This window comes from Novosphingobium lentum NBRC 107847 (assembly GCF_001590965.1).
In the GTDB taxonomy this organism is placed as follows: domain Bacteria; phylum Pseudomonadota; class Alphaproteobacteria; order Sphingomonadales; family Sphingomonadaceae; genus Novosphingobium; species Novosphingobium lentum.
Genome location: NZ_BCTW01000011.1, coordinates 105,709 through 121,371, shown reverse-complemented (window position 1 = coordinate 121,371; position 15,663 = coordinate 105,709). Strand labels below are relative to the sequence as shown.

Here is a 15,663-nt window from a genome sequence, read left to right as displayed (position 1 = left end):
GATAGATTGCCGATAGTGCGCCCGCGGCATCGATTTCCCGGGTGGACCTGCGATGTGATCAACCTAAGACGATCGATGAAAAAAGGGAAAGGCGTTGATGTAAGGTCACTCTTGCGGACGCGGCAAAGCGTAGAGCAGCAATACCGCCGTTAGCGAAAACCCCGCTCCGACGAGAAACGTCGCGTCCGCGCCAACACGATCCCAAACCAGCCCCGCGATCACACTCGCCAGAAGCAAAGTGATTCCGGTGGCCAGATTAAAGAGGCCGTAAGCGGAACCGCGCAGGTCGAAGGGAGAATGGTCAGCGACGAGCTTGGCTAGAAGCCCCTGCGTCAGTGCCATATGGGCACCCCAGAGCGCGATTCCGGCGAAGGTGCCAGCGATGCCCGGCAAGAGCGCCAATGTAAGGTCGGCGAGGACGAGGCAGGTCATTCCAGCTGCCAGGAGCGTTCGTGCGGGAACCCGATCCGATAATTTGCCGGCACGATAGGCTCCCAGTGCATAGACCAGGTTCATCACAACCAGAACCAGCGGCGCGAGCGCAAATGGAAGCCCTTCGGCGCTGGCTTTAAGGATCAGGAACGCTTCGCTGAAACGAGCGAGCGTGAAGACCACGCCGATGATAGTCGTTTCCCAGAAGGGGCGCGTAAAACGCTTCAGATCTACGACACGGATTGGCGGTCGCGCGGCGACCTCGGTATGAGAGGTCGGATTATCTTTAACTCCGATCACAACCAGCAACACAGCGATCATCGCCGGGATAATGGCGAACCAGAATACCGATCGGATGTTGTTGGCAAAGACGTACATAAGGCCAATGGCCAGTAGCGGTCCCGCGAATGCACCGATTGTATCCAGTGACTGGCGCAGTCCGAATGCCTTCCCGCGGATTTCGGAAGACGTGACATCTGCTACCAGTGCGTCTCGAGGTGCCCCCCGTAACCCCTTGCCGATGCGATCGGCGAAGCGCGCGCCAAGCACCACAGGCGCGCTCCCGGCGAGCGCGAACAGCGGCTTGGTCAGCGCGGCCATCCCATAGCCTATAAGGATAAGCGGACGGCGTTTGCCCATGCGATCCGAAATATAGCCAGAGAATACCTTGGTGATCGACGCGGTCGCTTCCGCAACGCCGTCTATCGCCCCAACGACCGCGACACTCACGCCGAGCGTCGTCGTGAGGAACAGCGGCAGCAGCGCGTGGATGATCTCCGACGACAGGTCCATGAACAGGCTGACGAACCCGAGCACCCAGACAGCGCGCGGCACCGCGGGCGGGCTCGGCTTCATGCAGCTGCTCCCTCAAGGTCACGATCGAACTGCCCGAACGCGAGCGCCAGCGTCGGCAGCACCAGCAAGTTGAGCACCATCGATGTCATCAGGCCGCCAAGGATAACGACCGCCATCGGGCCTTCGACCTCGCGTCCCGGGTCGCCCATGCCGACCGCGAGCGGAAGCAGGCCGAGTGCCGTGACTCGCCTGGTGATCGCCGCGTTACTTGTGATGACGAGAGCAGCCGCGCTGAAACACTCGACGGCCGCATGCGCCCCCTTGAGCAGCACACTGCCTTCGAAGATCTGGTGAATTCGGCGTTCTTTGATACGTCGCATGATAGTGAATGGCCTGGGGTTTACACGGCGGAGATGGTCGCAGCCTCGTTGGCTTTAGGCCGCTGCAGAGTCCGAGCCACCAGCGAACAAAGTGCTGCCCAGCTGGCACCGACGCACCATCCGCCAACGACATCGCTTGGCCAATGTACGCCCAGATATACGCGCGAGAAGCCGACCGTCAGGGTGAGAAGGATGGCCACGGCCATCAGGAATATTCTCACGGTTCGGTCGGCTTCCGCTCGCGCGAGGAGCGCGCCAATCGTCAAATAGGTGATCGCGGAGTTCATCGCGTGGCCGCTTGGAAAGCTCAGGCTGTGAACGTCGACCAAATGTGCAACGACGTCAGGTCTGGGCCGCGCATAACCAAATTTCAGTAACTTGCTCAAAAGGGCGCCGCCGGAGATAGCCAAGACCAGAAAAATAGCCGTTCCAGTCTTCCTCGAGGCAAGCAAATATCCAGCGGTCAGCACCGTCAGGAGCGTGAGAATCGTCACGCCGCCCAAAGCGGTGAGATCGATTATGGCTGTACGCAACCATACCGGTCCAATGGGGACCGCGGTATTGGTTGGCTCGCGGAACGCTTGAAGGATTAGCTTGTCGAGCGCGAAACTGTCCCCTTCCCGGATTTCTGATCCGAGGCGCAGAAAGATGAAGGCGCCGACCGCTGCACCCAAGAAAACGATCAAGATGCGGCTGTCGATGCGGTGGCGTGCGAAGAAAGGGGCAGAGAATAGGGGCATCGCTGTCCTCGCTTAATGCGTTGGGAGGTTTGAAGGTCACGCGCGTGGGAGCGCAAGCTTTGTAAGAATAGGCATCGCAATCAGAACCAAAGGGTATTGGAGCAGCAAGCCGGCAATGATTGCGATCGCCAGCGGTTGCTGAATGCCTGATCCTTGGCCGATCGCGAGCGCGAGCGGAAGCAGGGTCAGGATCGCCGCCAGCGTCGTCATCGTGATCGGCCGCAGCCTGTTGCGGCTCGCCTCGCGCGCGGCGTCGCGGGCTGGCATCTCGTGGGACAGCTCTTCGACTTCGGACATGTAAAAGATCGCCATCTCGGTGCCGATGCCGATGATCATTGTCATTCCCATCAATGCGGTGATGTTCAGCTCCACGCCGGTTGCCCACAATGCCGTGAACACGGCGGTGGTGGACAGCAGCGAGCACACGATGATGATCGTCGGCCGCCAGAACTGGCGGTAGAGGATCAGGAGCAACACGAACTCCGCGATCAGGGCCGCGATGAAGACCTTGGCGAGGCCAGCGAACGCGATCTGCTGCTGTTGGTAGAGGCCGCCCAGCTCATAGCGTATCCCGGGCGTCAGCGAACCAGGCGTGTCGAGCAGCGCCTTCACGTCGCTGACCGCCGCGCCAAGCCCGCGGCCTTCGATTCGGCCGGTGACGGCCACCATCGGTTCCAGATTTTCGCGTGTGATCTGCGGTTGCCCGGTTTCCCTCTTCACATTAGCTACGCGGCTGAGCGGGAAGACGTGACCGTCAGGCGCACGGATCGGCAGTTGCGCGAGTTCGGCCTCGGTGATCGTCATCATGTTCGGAAGTCGCACCCGCACGTCCACCACCTTTGTCGCCTGCGGCAGCGACGTGGCGATTGAACCCGTGAGCGCGGTGTTGAGCGCCGCTTCGATATCGGCGGGAGCCATACCTTCTACGCCAGCGCGAATTGGATCGACACGGATGTTGAGCGCATCGCCTGCAAGCTGGACGCCGCTCTTGACCTCGACCACGCCATTCAGCTTGGAAATTTGTGCGGCGGTTTTCTCTGCCTGAGCACGAAGCGCGGTCGGGTCGGACGAGAAAAGCTTGATTTCGATCGGCTGCGGGACCGAGGTCAGATCGCCGATCAGGTCTTCCATCAGCTGGCCGAGCTCGACCTGTACGCCGGGCACCTTGACCTCGATGGCGGATCGAACGTCGCTCATCACATCATCGGTGGTTTCGGTGTGCCCGGGTTTGAGGCGCACAAAATAATCACCATGGTAGCTTTGACCGAGACCTCCGCCGAGATCGGTGCCCAACCGCCGCGAAAAGGTGAGGACCTGGGGGTGGTGGCTGACGATTGCGTCGACCTGCGCGATCTGTCGGCTCGACTCGTCGAGCGAAGTGCCGGGGACGGTATAATAGTCCATGTTGAAGCTGCCCTGATCGACCTTGGGCATGAACCCAGTCGGGACCTTCGAGTAGCTCAGATACCCAAGCGCCAGCAGGGGAACGAGCGCGATCGCGAGCACCCACGGCCGGCGTGCGAGCCCATCGAGAGCCCGATCGTGTTGCCGGGCCAGCCAGCCTTGACCGGCACCGCCGGGGTCGCGCCATTTGCTAAAATCGACGATCCGGCGGGTCAGCACCGGCACCACGAACGCCGTCATCGCCCAGGAAATGCCCAGGGCCGCCGCCATCGTGATCGACAAGGCCTTGGAAAAGGCGCCGGTCACGCCGCTCAGGAAAGATAGTGGTAGGAAGACGATTAACGTGGCGAGGCTGGAGCCCGCGAGAGGAACCATGAACTCGCGCGCCGCGGGCAGCACGGCGGCCTCTCCGGTCTCCCTGTGTTCTTCGTTTGCGCCCGCTCGTCGGGCAATGTGCTCAACCATCACGATCACGTCATCAATGAGCAGCCCCACTGCCGCAGCGATCCCGCCAAGCGTCATCAGGTTGAAGCTCATTTTCATCATGCTGAGTACGAGAACGGTTGCTGCCAGGGTCGCAGGAACGACGATTACGGCGACTAAAGTCACACGCCAGCTGCGCAGGAACATCAGCAGCACGCCGGCCGCGAGCACCAGGCCGATCAATACCGCGTCGCGCACGCTCGACACCGATTGTGTGACGAGCTCGCTCTGATCGTACCAGTTGATGAGCTTCACCCCCGGGGGCAGGTGATAGTTTGCAAGTGTCTGCGACACGGTCTTGGCGATCTGGACCGAGTTGCCGTCCGGTTGCTGGTAGATGTTGAAAAGCACCGCTGGGCGTCCGTCCTCAACGACGCGTATCCATTGCGGCACCACTCCATCTTGAACAGTCGCAAGGTCGCGTACGCGAACGATGCCGGCGGGATCGGATCGAACGACGATATCGCCGACCGCCGATGCGCTGATGATGCTGCGATCGGCTAGAACCAGCGAAAGCCGACCGCGATCCTGAATCTTGCCAACGGCGCTCAGCACGTTCCCGGAGCTGATCGCTTTCGTTAGGTCACTCATCGCCAGACCGTAGCTGGCGAGCCGGTTTGGATCGGCCAGCACTTGTACTTCCGCCTTGTCCCCACCCTGAACCTCGACGCGGGCCAGCCCAGGTATAGATGACAGAAGCGGGGTGATTTCGTACCGGGCCAGATCTTGCAACGCGACCGGCGAGATGGACTTTGAAACGAGCGCGTAGGAGATGACCGGGAAGACCGTGGGGTCCATCCTTCGCACATTGTAGTTGGTCCCAGGCGGAAGCGAGCCGATCGTGCGCGCAATGGCCGTGTCGACCAGGAGCGTACTGGCCACCATGTCGCGACCCCAACCGAAATCGATCGAGATCTGGGCTGAACCGCGGGTCGTTTCCGAGCGAACGTCGCGAACGCCAGGGATGCTGCGGATTGCCTCCTCAACGGGGCGGGTGACGATAAGCGCCATCTGATCGGCGGGCCGGCTGCCAGCATCGAGATCGACGAGCACGCGCGGGAACGATACTTGCGGGAACAGGCCGAGCGGCAGCGATAGCGCAGCAGCAATGCCGGCCAGCGCCATAGCCATAGCGATCAAGACAAACGCGCGGGCTTGCCGGCCAAGTAGCCTTTCAAACATCAGCGCGCGATCGAGCGGACGGCTTGGCCGTCCTGCACTTGATAGGCTCCGTCCACGATCAGGGGACGGTTACGAAGGATTGGCCCTTCGACCACATCGATCTGCTCGCCCGCCAAAAGCAGATTGACCTTGATGAGGTGCGCTTTGCCGGCGACGAGCTGGAAGACGCTCGTTGGTCCGTTGGCGGTGACGACAGCACGGTGGGGTACGATCCATCCGGCGACATCGCCCACGGCGATATCGCCGCGCAGTGCCTCATTCGGAAGCACTGCGCCTGCCGGTAACGAGAGGTCCACATTGATCATGTGCGTCTTCGGATTGAGCACTCCGTCTACCCGGACCACGCGAGCAGGTATTGGAGGGCCACCATTCAGGCGAACAACCTTGGCGCGTTGGCCCACTTGGACGCGGCCCGCTCTGGCGGGATCAAGCCCGACGGTCGCAACGATGCTTCCCGTTCGCGCCAACGTTACCAACGGTGCGCCGCTCTGGGTTCGATCACCTTGCGCGACCGAGACTGTGGTGACAACGCCGCCGAACGGCGCGGTAAGGATTCGTGTCGGCTGTCCCGCACCCGATTGGCGCAAGGCCGCAATGGCGGCTTGAGCATCGCTGACGGCCTTCTCCGCCTGAACAAGTTGATCGCGCGTTGCGAGTTGCTGCGTGAGCAGCTGAGCGGTAGTTGCCCGCTGTTTCTGGGCTGCGGAGAGCGTCGTCACCGCCTGCTGATAGGCACTTACCGACGAAGGGTCGGTGGTGAACACCACGAGCACTTGTCCCGCGCGCACCGTCGAACCTGGCGTCACCGCGAGGCGCGAGACTTGGCCTGGTTGGGGAACGCTGATGGTGTCCGAGCCGCTGACCCCCGGCGCGGCGCTGCCATAGGCCGTCACCCACTCGGGTGTGGAGCCCCGCTCGATCTTTTGCAGGCTCACGAGCACCGAAGGCGTTGGAGGCGGATCGGACGGGGATGAACTACCGCACCCAGTCAGCAGTACCAGAGGTAGGAGGGCGAGCGTCTTCATTGCCGCACCTTGGCGTTGTCCAGACCTGGCAAGATTTCAACCGGCGGTAGCCCGGCTCCCACCAGAGTTTGTAGCGCCACCTGCCGGTCGAGCAGTCCCAACTCCAAAGTTACCACTTCCTGCTCCTTGGTGTAGCGATTGACGACGAGATCGACATAGCTGCGCTCGTCGAGATTGGAGGCGCCGAAGGCAGTGGCCGCGCGCTTCGCGGCGAGCCGTGCCGCCGGAAGATCACGCCGCAGGATTACAAGTTGATGAGACAAGAGATCCATTTCGGAGAGGAGAGCGCCGACCTGACCGGCGGCTGCCGCCAGACGCGCCGAATAATCCGCATGGAGCTGCGCCCGGGTCGCATTGGCGATGGCGACATTGCCTTGATTGCGATCGAAGATCGGCAATCCGATCGTCGCTTGCGGCCCGCCATTGATGACGCTGCTGTTGTCGCTGCTGGCGGTCGCCCCGAGAATCAGATCGGGAAACTGCGACAGGATTGCAACCCGGACATTGGCGTCCTGGGCATCATAGCCAAGCCGGAGCGCGACCAGGTCGGGTCGGCGATCGGCCAATGTTGTCAGATCGACACGGATCGTGGCGGGATTGAACGGAGGCAGATCGATCGTGGCCTCCAGCGGAACAACGGCATCGGGCACGAGGCCGAGCAGTGCATTGAGCTGATGCCGGAGCGAGAGTTGCCGCTGATCGAGCGTTTGCAAGGCGGTCCGCGCCGATTGCAAGGCGACGAGTGTGGGTGCCGCCGTGACCAGAGTGACGTTGCCGGCAGCGAGCGCTTGCTGGAGAACGGCATTGCGGCGGGAGAGCAGGTCGAAAGCCTCGGTCAACATGGGCCGACTTTGCTCACCTGCGATTAACTCTACCGCGAGTTGCCGCGCCTGCCCGGCGATCTGCCATTCCTGCCAGATGATTTCGGCATCGATTTGTTGGGCAGCAAAGCCGGCAGCCCGCCGCCGCGCCCGGTAGGTGATGAGCGATTTGATATCCTGGGTCAGGCCGACATTCCACGCCGTCACGGTGCCGGCTCCCGAGATCAGCGGGAGTAACGCGCCGGCAAACGAAGGGTTCGGCAGGATGCCGGATTGCAGGAGTTGTGCTTGCGCGAGGCCGTGCCGTGCGCGCGCTGCGCGCAGATCAGGATTGTTTTGAAGCGCGAGCGCGGTGACTTTAGCGACACTAAGCGGCGCTCCCGGCACGAAACCGGGGAGCGCCGCTACCGAAGGCGCCAGAGGGGGCGTCTGCACCAACGGGAGGGAGGAATAATGCGCGCAGCCCGCCACCACCAATGGGGCAAATACTAGCAGGGAGCGCGCTAGAGCGGCCCGGTTCGTCGGCAGTGGCAGTGACATTGGTCCTCCCGTTCAGCGCCGTGCCTTCGACCCGGGCCTCGCAGCGTGCAATGCTGCGATCAGCTATAAGGTGTGCTCATTCGGGGTGCGCACCTTCGGCCTGGTTCTCCAGGACCCTGCCGGTTGTCGCATCGACGCCGACTTCATAGGTCTTGCCATGGCTCACCACATCGAAGGAGTAACGCAGACCCGTGCCGCCCGCTTCCTTTTCCAGCTCCTGGTCCGTGATCCTGCCGGGCCGCGCGTGGAGCGCTGTTGCCCGCGCCGTCGCCAAGGACACCTTCGCCGTCGACATAAGCTCGGACCCTGCCATGTGCCTGGGCGCCGCCTGCGCGCCGCTCGCAACCAGCGTGGTAGCGGCCAGCGCGATGAGATAGTTACGCATCGTCATTCTCCTGAGGCTTCATTGCCTCTGTGATCCGGACTACACCCTTCTACATTCGCGGAAGCTCAATTGGACATTAGGAATTCCTAACTTGTGCGGCGAAGATTCATTAGCACCATAGGCGCACTCGCTTAAGGAAGGCGGCCCTGACGATGAAGCTGCTGTTACTCGAGGATGACGATGCGACACGTTCGCATATTGAGAAGGCTCTGACCGCGGCCGGCCATGTCGTCGATATATGTTTGACCGGACTGGATGCAGTATTTCTTGCGAGTAGCAACGAATACTCGGTCATCATTCTTGACCGCATGGTGCCAGAACTTGATGGCCTCTCCGCGTTGAAGCAGCTGCGCGCTCAAGGCGTCTCCACGCCTGCCATCCTGCTGACCGGAATGGACGGCATCAGGGATCGGGTCGAAGGCCTCGAGGGCGGAGCTGATGATTATCTGGTGAAGCCCTTTGCGACCACCGAACTTGTCGCCCGCGTGGCGGCGCTCGCCCGGCGCCCGCCCTCTGTCGATGCCATCACGATGCTGAGGGTGGGAGACCTGGAGCTGGACCTCCTGAAAAGGACGGTAAGCCGCGCGGGACGCCGCATCGAGTTACAGGCCCAGGAGATGAAGCTCCTCGAATATCTCTTACGCCACAAGGGCGAAGTCGTGACCCGAACGATGATGCTTGAAAATGTGTGGTCGTTTCACTTCGACCCACAGACGAATCTTATCGAGAGCCACATGAGCCGTTTGCGGGCGAAGATCGATCGCGGGTTTGGCGCGGACCTCATTCACACGGTTCGCGGCTCCGGTTACCGGATCGAAGCGTCGCCGCCATGAAAAAATCAAGCTCCTTCAACAGCGCCGCTTTTCGCTTTGCTTTGCTGATTGCAGGCCTGTTCGCTGTGGGGTCGATCGTCTTGCTGACGATCGTCGAACATTCGCTTCGCGCCTATGCGGCCGAGGCGACGGCAGTTGGGCTTCGATCTGAAACAGCCATTCTGACCGAGGATTGGCCAGATGGTGGCAAGCAGGAGGTGATCGATAGCATCCGCCGTCGCCAGCGATCAGCTTTCGAGCAACCGTTTCACTTTCTGCTTCTAGACGCGGGCAACAAGCATCTGGCGGGGGATTTGCCTTTGACGGCCGCCCGGAAGGGTTGGGGGCAGGTGACTTTTGTGGACGACAAGCCTCAACCTGGTGAGTCGGGCGATCCCGAGACGTTCCAGACCCTAGGGACGCGGCTGTCGGACGGTTCGCTGCTGGTGGTGGCAACCGATACATTCGACGTACAGCGGGTTCGGCAGCGCCTTGTTGCATTCACGATCGGATCGAGCATCGCCTTGACCGTCCTGGCGCTGATCGGCGGCTATTTTATCGGGCTGATGTTCCTGCGCCGGCTTGATCGCGTTAACGGCGCGGTGGCCCGGATCATGTCGGGAGACATGGCCGAACGCTTGCCCGCGATCGGCATGAGTGCCGAGTTCGATCACTTGTCCACGAACCTCAATGCGATGCTGGACCGGATCGCCGCGTTGATGGAAGGGCTTCAGCAGGTATCGACTGATGTCGCCCATGACCTGCGGACGCCGCTTACCCGCCTTCAACAGCGCCTGGAGGCGATGCAGGGCAATAATTCCGAGGCTGCCTACGAGGCTGGCATCGCGGGGGCTTTAGCTCAGATCGACGAGATACATGTCATATTCAGGGCCTTGCTTCGAATTGGCCAGATTGAAGGCGGTGAGCGACGCGACCTTGCTCATATTGATCTTTCCGAATTGTTGGGTCGAATATCTGAAGCGTACCAGCCCGTCGCCGAGGACGCAGGCAAGTCGTTGCGAGCCTCGATTGATGAGGGTGTTGCGGTCCTCGGTGACGCCGAATTGCTTGCCCAGCTGCTCACCAACCTGATCGACAACGCGCTTGTCCACACGCCCCAAGGCACGAATATCACGATCGCTCTTCACCAGGAGGCTGCGTGTGCGGTTGTTACCGTCGCGGACAATGGGCCGGGCGTACCTGCCGATCAGCGTGGCAAGATTCTCCGGCGATTCTATCGCCTCGACCAAAGCAGGCATACGCCTGGCGCGGGCCTGGGACTGGCGTTGGTCGCTTCAATCGCCGCGTTGCACGGCGCAGAGCTGATGATCGAGGACAACGAACCCGGGTTGCGGGTTCGGCTACGGTTCGCCGCCGTCGCGTGACCATACAAGTAAATTCGACTGTCAGGGTACAAGGAGCCATTGCGTGAAATCTTCGATCATCGCCGTCGTGTTTGCCGCAACCGCGCTGGCTGGGGCCGCCCATGCCGATGCGGTTTTGGACTATTCGTTGACGAACAGCATCGCGCTCGGGTCTCCAGACCGGTGGGATTATGCCGTGTTCGATGGTCCTACGAAGCGGGTCTACGTGGCGCACGGCGATTGGCTCACCGTTCTCGATGCGCAGACAGGAGTGGTTATCGGACAGGTTGAGGGGATAGCGGGCGGCACCCATGGCACCGCTATATCGGCGCGCGATGGCTTCGGCTTTACGGACGACGGCGAGAAGGGGGAGGCTGTCGCGTTCAACCTCAAAACGTTGAAGGTAATTGGCCGTATCCCCGCGGGGGCGGATGCCGATGGCATGGTCCGTGATCCCGCTACCGGGCATATATTCGTGATCGAGGGCGACCCAGGTACCGTAACCGTGATCGATCCGGTGCAGCAGAAAGCGATTGCGACGATTAACGCAGGCGAAAAGATGGAATATGCCGCTGCGGACGATCAAGGTCACGTCTTCGTGGCGGGCGAAGCCAACAGCGACGTTCTTGAGATTGATGCGCGCACCAATAAGATCGCGGCGCGCTGGCCGACGCCGAATTGCAAGAGCCCGCATGGTCTTGCGCTGGACAAGGCAGGGCAGCGCCTGTTCATGGGGTGCGCTAACGCCCGGATGATGGTGGTCGATGCGCATACCGGGCATGTCGTTGCGGATCTTGCTATTGGCGCAGGAAGCGACGCGGTTGCCTTCGATCCCGTACGGATGCGGGTGTTCAGTTCAAACGGACGCGATGGGACGGTCACTATCTACCAGCAAACCTCCGCTGACGAATATACTGCGCGCGCGCCGATACATACGGCAGTGAGCGGCAGGACGATGACCCTCGACCCGGCGACAGGACGGCTGTTCGTTATCGCCGCCGAGACCGATCCCAGCGCGACACCGGGTGGCCGCCCGCATGTGCGGCCGGGAACCGTTCGCGCGCTCATCTATGATCCAGTTAAGTAAGCATGGATCAGCCTGCCACGAAGGAGCCACATGGCATGGCGAACCAAACCGACGCGCAAATTGCCTTGAGCAAGGTACCAGAAGTCACACTGACTTTCTGGATGATCAAAATCTTGGCAACGACGCTTGGTGAGACCGGCGGCGACACGGTGAGCATGACCATGAAGCTCGGCTATCTGGTCGGGACTGCGATATTCGCGACGCTTTTGGTTGTCTTTGTCGTGTGGCAGATCAAGGCGACACGTTTCCATCCCGCTCTTTATTGGGCGACCATCATAACCTCCACCACTGCGGGAACGACGATGGCCGACTTTGCCGATCGGTCTCTGGGCATCGGCTATCCCGGTGGTGCGACTCTGCTCCTCATCTGTGTGTTGGGCTCGCTCGCGGTCTGGCATTTCACGCTCGGATCGGTCTCGGTGGACACGGTTCGGACGCCGAAGGCGGAGATTTTCTACTGGGTCACCATCACCTTCTCCCAGACGCTCGGCACCGCTCTGGGCGACTGGATCGCTGACGCCGGGCTCGGTTACGAGGGTGGGGCGGTGGTGTTTGCCGCCGGGCTGCTGCTGCTCGTTGCCGCCAATTATTGGACAACCGTGTCTCGGGTTTTTCTCTTCTGGGCAGCGTTCATTCTTACCCGGCCGCTTGGCGCGACCGTGGGTGATTTGCTCGATAAGCCCCTCAACCAAGGCGGGCTTGCGTTCAGTCGTCCGCTCGCGTCAGCTGTCCTCGCCATTGTCATTGTCGGGTGTATCCTGCTGCTCCCGCAAAGGGCGGGGCGCCACCCCGGCGAAGAGCGAAAGACAGGCTCGTAAGCACTTCGCTGCCCAGTCCATCGGTGGCAACACTTGGCCTGGAAGCTCACCTTCAAGAGGCGGTGTCGTTTCCCATAGTGCTGGCGCTATTGCTCCCAATTGGAGTTCTAATCATGATCAGGCCGTACGAAATTCGAGACTTTTTTGTGATTTCAATACTTGCGATGACTCTTACAGGGTGCGTTACAGCAGCGGCTCATGATGACGCCATCCGGTTGGTATCAAATGCAGATATAGTAGTCGTGCGCGCGACCGCTCACCGCAAAAAGGACGGCATTCTAATTGGCGGAGACGTGCGCAGGACAAATGGTTATGCGGGAGCGGTGCCCGGTCATCTTGAAGTAATAGCACGTGACCGATCCGGGAGCATCATCGCGGCCGTGAAAGCGACTTGGGGAGAATTCATGACCCGCCGTTTTCGGTTGGCATATTTCTCGGCGTTTTTGAGAGTCAGTGATCCATCGGCAATAGCGACAATCAGCATCGAGCCTGTCACAGCGCGACCTGAATGACAGGGGCCCCTGGTGCGGGGCGCTACTGGACAAATCCTGGTGGTGTTTGGGCACGCATCCCAGCGTGGGTGCCCGCTCTCCGGTGTACGCCATCCGACGATGCTGAAGTCGCCGTGGTACGATGTCCCTCCTCATTCTCAAGCATGCGCATGACCGGCAGATCACAGGGAATCGGTTTCCGTTGCCATGTGCGAGTTCACGCAGTGGTGCGGGTGGGAGGTAGCGCTTTCATTCTGCGATCCGCAGCACCACTGGCAGGATGCCATGCATATTGGAGGCTGCAGTGACACTTAGGCCGCGGTCAAAGCGATATTAAAGCATCCTTTTGTTCGTGGTATAGATAGGGTAGGTAGGTATCCTATGGGACATCTGGTAACTAGCAATGACGAACTTCTGAAGCGGGTCCGCCGGATCGCAGGCCAGGTCAAAGCGATCGAGAAAGCGCTGGCGGCAGGCACGGATTGCTCGACGACGCTGCATCTCGTCGCAGCGACACGGGGCGCCATGAACGGTCTCATGGACGAGATTATTGAAGAGCATGTCCGAGCTCATGTAGCGGACCCTGACCTCTCTCCCGAGGATCGCTCTGCCGGCGCAGAAGAATTGATCGCGGTCATACGCCGCTACGCCAAATAAGGCTCAGATATTGACGACGACCCGCGACATTGATGCCTTTACGCACGACCATGGGGTCGGTACATAGAACAGACCCAAATATACGCTAAGCGCCGACAGCCCCGCTCCGGGTGTCGGGAAACACCCGTTTGTCGCGCATCTGCGATGGCGATAGGGTTTTCCGTCATCCCTGGTGCCTAGCGACGACTTTTGGGACAAAGCCGTCGTAGCAAGCTCAGCCACATTGAGTCGATCTACGGGAAAGGCTGTCTTGCACTCGGCGCCTCTTGCGCGACGGCATGGCGATCGCTCCCCCCGTCTAGAAAGGGATAGGCTATCGAAAGAGTCTGGGTGACATCGTCCAGCCAAACGATCAATTTCGCTATTGATTTCATCATGGTAGGCCGCTTGCATGACCGCATCCGATCGCGCCGAACAGAATCTAATCCTCCGCTGTCCGGAGCCGCTCAATGCGGAAACGCCTCCGGATAAACTGATCACGTCCTTCCTGACGCCGCAGGCGAATTTCTACATCCGCAGTCACGGACCTACGCCGGAGCTGGCCGACGATCATCGTATAGCGCTGGACGGCTTGGTCGACCGCCCGCGCTCCTACACGGTCGCCGAACTTCAAACGGCATTTGCGACCCGGACAGTGACCGCGACCATGCAGTGCGCCGGCAATCGTCGGGCACATCTTCAAGACGTGGAAAAGACTTCGGGCGATCCCTGGGACGTGGGCGCGATCGGCAATGCGGCTTGGACCGGCGTCGCACTGTGCGACGTACTCGCCGCGGCCGGCATCCAAGATGGCGCGTCGTTCGTCGGCACTACGGGGGCCGACGACGTGGATGTCGATGGTGAGACGGCGCCGTTCGGTGCCTCGATCTCGATCGCCAAGGCGCTAGAGCCGGACGTGCTCATCGCCTGGGGCATGAACGGCGAGGTGCTGGCCCCCGAACATGGCGCACCGCTGCGGCTCGTCGTGCCGGGCTATGCGGGCGTTCGTAGCGCCAAGTGGCTGACGCGCATCGAGGTGCGCGATCGCCCGTCCGATGCGCCGATCCAGGCCAAGGACTACAAGCTCTTTCCGGCGTCGGTAGCGAAGGAGGACGCGGATTGGGACCGGGGCCTGACGATCGAGGAGATGCCGCTCAACGCTGCGATCTGCGCCCCCGTGGACGGCGCGCATATCGGCGCCGGCGCATGCGAAATCGCGGGCTATGCGGTCGCCTTCGGCCGAGCGGTCTCGCGCGTCGAGGTCTCCGTCAATGACGGCACCGACTGGCTGCAGGCGGAACTGACCAGCCAACCGGATTCACCCTGGAGCTGGACGCAGTGGCACGTCACGGTCGATCTCTCGCCCGGGCTCCACGTCCTGGTCGTGCGCGCCGTCGACGGTGCCGGGCAGATGCAGCCCGAACGGCCCGAAGCGATCTGGAACTTCGCCGGCTATCTCTCGACGGCTTGGCATCGCATCACCGTCACCGCCGGCTGATGGACGCGCCGCACGACGCCGATCGGGCCCATGCGAAGCTGGCGGAGAGCGCGAGCACGCTGAAGGACAGCGCAGTCCAGCAGGTGGACAGCGCTGATCGTCGCACGGAGCTTGCCGCAGACCGCACAATCCTCGCCGGTGAACGCACCTATGCCGCCTGGGTGCGTACCGGACTGGCGGCGCTCGCTTCCGGGATCGGCGCGCGCGCGCTGCTCAAGGACGTCGTGTTCCCGTGGCTGGCGACGGCGACCGGGACCATGCTGATCCTGTTCAGCGCCTTTTGCTTTGTCGCCGCGGTGTGGCGCGAGATGGGTGCCGGCGCCCCGCCGCCACGACCCGACATCAAGCGCCTGCCAGCGGCGTTGCTCCTGGTAATGAACGGGTTTCTTATGCTCGTGTCGCTGGCCGCGCTCGTCGGCATCTGGACGGCGCGCTCGTAGCGCAGCAGCGCTAACCACGCTACGGGCCGATCAGACCCGGCAGCGCATCGGCGGCTTTCGTGCGGTATCGCCCCTTGTGACGCAGCCCGAAAACGACGCGCGGGTCGAAACCGATCGGTCCCGCATGTAGCGTACCCGGGTCGGTCCATATAACGGGCTCAGATAGACCCTGGCGACTGACAGGTCCGAGCATTTGCCCGACCAACATGCCCATTGACGGTTGGGGCCAACGTCTCATACATCGACCTCGGCAATGGATTTCTGCCGGGCAATTTGGCCGAACCGCTCTGACATGAGCTGATGATTCCTACTTGGCGCCGTCAGGCAGCA

The 15,663-nt window shown here is 61.4% G+C and carries 15 protein-coding genes and 1 riboswitch; of the genes, 8 read left to right on the top strand and 7 right to left on the bottom strand.

Annotated elements, in window-relative coordinates; genetic code table 11:
- Positions 1-105: 105 nt before the first annotated feature.
- The 7 genes from NL2_RS11750 to NL2_RS11720 all read right to left on the bottom strand — a co-directional run bounded on the left by NL2_RS11750 (position 106) and on the right by NL2_RS11720 (position 8,187).
- Complete coding sequence (locus NL2_RS11750; protein ID WP_068075283.1) at positions 106-1,287, bottom strand: MFS transporter; 1,182 nt, start codon at positions 1,285-1,287, stop codon at positions 106-108.
- Positions 1,284-1,607 (bottom strand): efflux RND transporter permease subunit, encoded by a 324-nt coding sequence (locus tag NL2_RS21535; protein ID WP_068075281.1) that lies wholly within the window; start codon positions 1,605-1,607, stop codon positions 1,284-1,286. Before NL2_RS21535 ends, NL2_RS11750 begins: the two co-directional genes overlap by 4 nt.
- Positions 1,608-1,627: 20 nt before the next feature.
- Positions 1,628-2,347 carry a phosphatase PAP2 family protein gene (locus tag NL2_RS11740; protein WP_068075278.1) on the bottom strand — a complete coding sequence of 240 codons (720 nt, stop codon included), beginning with the start codon at positions 2,345-2,347 and terminating at the stop codon, positions 1,628-1,630.
- Between the two features lie 36 nt (positions 2,348-2,383).
- Positions 2,384-5,416: an efflux RND transporter permease subunit gene (locus tag NL2_RS11735; protein ID WP_068075274.1), complete on the bottom strand. Its 3,033-nt coding sequence runs from the start codon at positions 5,414-5,416 to the stop codon at positions 2,384-2,386.
- On the bottom strand, positions 5,416-6,441 hold the full coding sequence (locus tag NL2_RS11730; protein ID WP_068075271.1) for an efflux RND transporter periplasmic adaptor subunit: 1,026 nt from the start codon (positions 6,439-6,441) through the stop codon (positions 5,416-5,418). Before NL2_RS11730 ends, NL2_RS11735 begins: the two co-directional genes overlap by 1 nt.
- The gene (locus NL2_RS11725; RefSeq protein ID WP_084356049.1) at positions 6,438-7,802 is read right to left on the bottom strand and encodes a TolC family protein; all 1,365 of its coding nucleotides are present in this window, start codon (positions 7,800-7,802) and stop codon (positions 6,438-6,440) included. The genes NL2_RS11730 and NL2_RS11725 overlap by 4 nt, the downstream gene beginning before the upstream one ends.
- Positions 7,803-7,878: 76 nt before the next feature.
- Complete coding sequence (locus tag NL2_RS11720; RefSeq protein ID WP_245647665.1) at positions 7,879-8,187, bottom strand: PepSY domain-containing protein; 309 nt, start codon at positions 8,185-8,187, stop codon at positions 7,879-7,881.
- A gap of 152 nt (positions 8,188-8,339) precedes the next feature.
- Between NL2_RS11720 and NL2_RS11715 the strand changes: the two genes are divergently transcribed.
- From NL2_RS11715 to NL2_RS11685, 8 genes are all read left to right on the top strand, one after another.
- Positions 8,340-9,020: a winged helix-turn-helix domain-containing protein gene (locus tag NL2_RS11715; RefSeq protein ID WP_068075265.1), complete on the top strand. Its 681-nt coding sequence runs from the start codon at positions 8,340-8,342 to the stop codon at positions 9,018-9,020.
- Positions 9,017-10,384 carry a sensor histidine kinase gene (locus tag NL2_RS11710; protein WP_068075262.1) on the top strand — a complete coding sequence of 456 codons (1,368 nt, stop codon included), beginning with the start codon at positions 9,017-9,019 and terminating at the stop codon, positions 10,382-10,384. Before NL2_RS11715 ends, NL2_RS11710 begins: the two co-directional genes overlap by 4 nt.
- A gap of 43 nt (positions 10,385-10,427) precedes the next feature.
- On the top strand, positions 10,428-11,450 hold the full coding sequence (locus NL2_RS11705) for a YncE family protein (protein ID WP_068075258.1): 1,023 nt from the start codon (positions 10,428-10,430) through the stop codon (positions 11,448-11,450).
- Positions 11,451-11,485: 35 nt separating this feature from the next.
- Positions 11,486-12,268 carry a COG4705 family protein gene (locus NL2_RS11700; RefSeq protein WP_068075395.1) on the top strand — a complete coding sequence of 261 codons (783 nt, stop codon included), beginning with the start codon at positions 11,486-11,488 and terminating at the stop codon, positions 12,266-12,268.
- 113 nt (positions 12,269-12,381) lie between these two features.
- Complete coding sequence (locus NL2_RS21185) at positions 12,382-12,780, top strand: hypothetical protein (RefSeq protein ID WP_133722806.1); 399 nt, start codon at positions 12,382-12,384, stop codon at positions 12,778-12,780.
- A 360-nt stretch (positions 12,781-13,140) separates the two neighbouring features.
- Entirely contained in the window at positions 13,141-13,416 is a 276-nt protein-coding gene (locus tag NL2_RS11695) for a metal/formaldehyde-sensitive transcriptional repressor (RefSeq protein WP_068075255.1), read from the top strand.
- A gap of 391 nt (positions 13,417-13,807) precedes the next feature.
- Positions 13,808-14,893 (top strand): sulfite oxidase, encoded by a 1,086-nt coding sequence (locus NL2_RS11690; protein ID WP_043150693.1) that lies wholly within the window; start codon positions 13,808-13,810, stop codon positions 14,891-14,893.
- Positions 14,893-15,333 (top strand): YidH family protein, encoded by a 441-nt coding sequence (locus NL2_RS11685; protein ID WP_068075252.1) that lies wholly within the window; start codon positions 14,893-14,895, stop codon positions 15,331-15,333. The genes NL2_RS11690 and NL2_RS11685 overlap by 1 nt, the downstream gene beginning before the upstream one ends.
- A 240-nt stretch (positions 15,334-15,573) precedes the next feature.
- Positions 15,574-15,650, top strand: a riboswitch (Fluoride riboswitch).
- Positions 15,651-15,663: the final 13 nt, after the last annotated feature.

Coding starts and splice junctions, on each gene's coding strand:
- NL2_RS11750 (WP_068075283.1), bottom strand. CDS start 1,287: ATGAAGCCGAGCCCGCCCGCGGTGCCGCGCGCTGTCTGGGTGCTCGGG.
- NL2_RS21535 (WP_068075281.1), bottom strand. CDS start 1,607: ATGCGACGTATCAAAGAACGCCGAATTCACCAGATCTTCGAAGGCAGT.
- NL2_RS11740 (WP_068075278.1), bottom strand. CDS start 2,347: ATGCCCCTATTCTCTGCCCCTTTCTTCGCACGCCACCGCATCGACAGC.
- NL2_RS11735 (WP_068075274.1), bottom strand. CDS start 5,416: ATGTTTGAAAGGCTACTTGGCCGGCAAGCCCGCGCGTTTGTCTTGATC.
- NL2_RS11730 (WP_068075271.1), bottom strand. CDS start 6,441: ATGAAGACGCTCGCCCTCCTACCTCTGGTACTGCTGACTGGGTGCGGT.
- NL2_RS11725 (WP_084356049.1), bottom strand. CDS start 7,802: ATGTCACTGCCACTGCCGACGAACCGGGCCGCTCTAGCGCGCTCCCTG.
- NL2_RS11720 (WP_245647665.1), bottom strand. CDS start 8,187: ATGCGTAACTATCTCATCGCGCTGGCCGCTACCACGCTGGTTGCGAGC.
- NL2_RS11715 (WP_068075265.1), top strand. CDS start 8,340: ATGAAGCTGCTGTTACTCGAGGATGACGATGCGACACGTTCGCATATT.
- NL2_RS11710 (WP_068075262.1), top strand. CDS start 9,017: ATGAAAAAATCAAGCTCCTTCAACAGCGCCGCTTTTCGCTTTGCTTTG.
- NL2_RS11700 (WP_068075395.1), top strand. CDS start 11,486: ATGGCGAACCAAACCGACGCGCAAATTGCCTTGAGCAAGGTACCAGAA.
- NL2_RS21185 (WP_133722806.1), top strand. CDS start 12,382: ATGATCAGGCCGTACGAAATTCGAGACTTTTTTGTGATTTCAATACTT.
- NL2_RS11695 (WP_068075255.1), top strand. CDS start 13,141: ATGGGACATCTGGTAACTAGCAATGACGAACTTCTGAAGCGGGTCCGC.
- NL2_RS11690 (WP_043150693.1), top strand. CDS start 13,808: ATGACCGCATCCGATCGCGCCGAACAGAATCTAATCCTCCGCTGTCCG.
- NL2_RS11685 (WP_068075252.1), top strand. CDS start 14,893: ATGGACGCGCCGCACGACGCCGATCGGGCCCATGCGAAGCTGGCGGAG.